The organism is Protofrankia sp. CiP1_Cm_nod3, from assembly GCF_982290655.1.
Window position 1 is genome coordinate 219,409 of record NZ_CEVIVD010000001.1, and the last position, 1,342, is coordinate 220,750.

Genomic DNA, 1,342 nt, shown 5'->3' on the forward strand with positions numbered 1-1,342 from the left:
TCTGGACTGGGATGCCTGTAACCGCACGTCATATTCTGCAAACAGATTCTAGCCCGAGCTGGAACGGTTCGACCCGCAGGTCCCGGGTAATCACGAGATGCCCTCCTTTGCCGCGGCCGGCACATACCCCGACACGCCCGGTGGCGGAGCACTGGTAGCGGGCGTGTCGGGCCGGCCGAATCCCCGGTTCCGACCGGCGTGGCGTCGTCACCGGCGTTGCCACCGCGGGTGCCGTCACCGTTGTGCCGTCACCGTTGCCGGCGTGGCTCTCCGCCCAGGGGTGCCCACGGGAGGTGAGCCGGGCCCGGTCAGGCAGCCGGCCGGCGCCCGTGCGAGGGAGGCGGCCCGGGCGCGGGCGCCGGTCAGAGCTGGATCTGCACGCTGCCGCCGAGGAGCAGGACCGGCCAGCTGGTCACGGCCAGCACGAAGGTGGCGAGCTGGGATCCGGTGTGCACCTGGTAGTCCCTGTTGATCGCGACGATGATGCCGACGGCGAACCAGATCAGGGCGGCGAAGGGGACCTGTACCCGGGTACGCATGATGGTCCTTTCCCGGGCCGAGGGGCCCGCGGGGCTCGTGGGGAGCGCGTCCGGGCGGCGGCCCGCACGGGCGTCGTGCCCGGCGCCCCACCGGGACGCCCCATTCCCGATCAGCGGATTGGTCGATCTTTGCTCCCGGTCGGGTGCGCAAACACCTTGTGGGCGTATGTGTCGGCGATGTCTCGTGAGCACCCCGGTGCCGGAAGCGACCGCATCGTCCGGGATGATGCGCTATCGGTTCCGCGAGCCGGCCCGCGGTTGTCACGGTTCGGTTGTCATTGGCTGTCATGCTCCGGTTGTCACGGTCCGGAGTTATCCACATATCTGGAGAGGATGTTGTAGATGGGTCTGGGTAAAGGCGGCGCGGAACCGGGTCCTGCGACCGTCGAACAGGTGGTCAGGATTCTGGAGGAGTATGTGGGTGCTCTGCCCACCACCGATCTGGACGAGCCACACACCGTCACCTTCGTGCGCGCCTGGACGCTGACGCGCATCCTGGGCGGGACCACCTCGTCAGCCGCCGTGTCCGCGGCTGACGCACCGTCGGCTGACGCACCGTCGGAGGGCGCACCGCCAGCCGCCCCGCTGTCAGGCGGCGCGTCGTTGCGGGTCGGCGGCACGGTCGTGCGCCGGTACGCCGCGCGGGAGGAGCGTGCCGACGAGGTCGACGACCAGCGGACGTACGAGCAGCTCGTCGGTGCCGCACAGGCCCTGGCCGCGCGGGGGTTCCCGTCCGAGGAGGTCTACGAGGGCTGGCGGACGGTCGCCATCGACCTGCCCGTGTTGGCCGTGCCGCTTCCCGG

At 70.3% G+C, this 1,342-nt stretch carries 1 protein-coding gene and 1 pseudogene; one reads left to right on the forward strand and one right to left on the reverse strand.

Annotation, left to right across the window (positions count from 1 at the left end):
• Window positions 1–362: 362 nt before the first annotated feature.
• Window positions 363–539, reverse strand: coding sequence for a hypothetical protein (locus AC5LUJ_RS00895; protein WP_250280456.1), 177 nt, complete (start codon window positions 537–539; stop codon window positions 363–365).
• A gap of 342 nt (window positions 540–881) precedes the next feature.
• On the opposite strand from AC5LUJ_RS00895, the pseudogene AC5LUJ_RS00900 reads away from it, so the two are divergent.
• A pseudogene (locus AC5LUJ_RS00900) lies at window positions 882–1,342 on the forward strand (hypothetical protein); the annotation flags it as partial.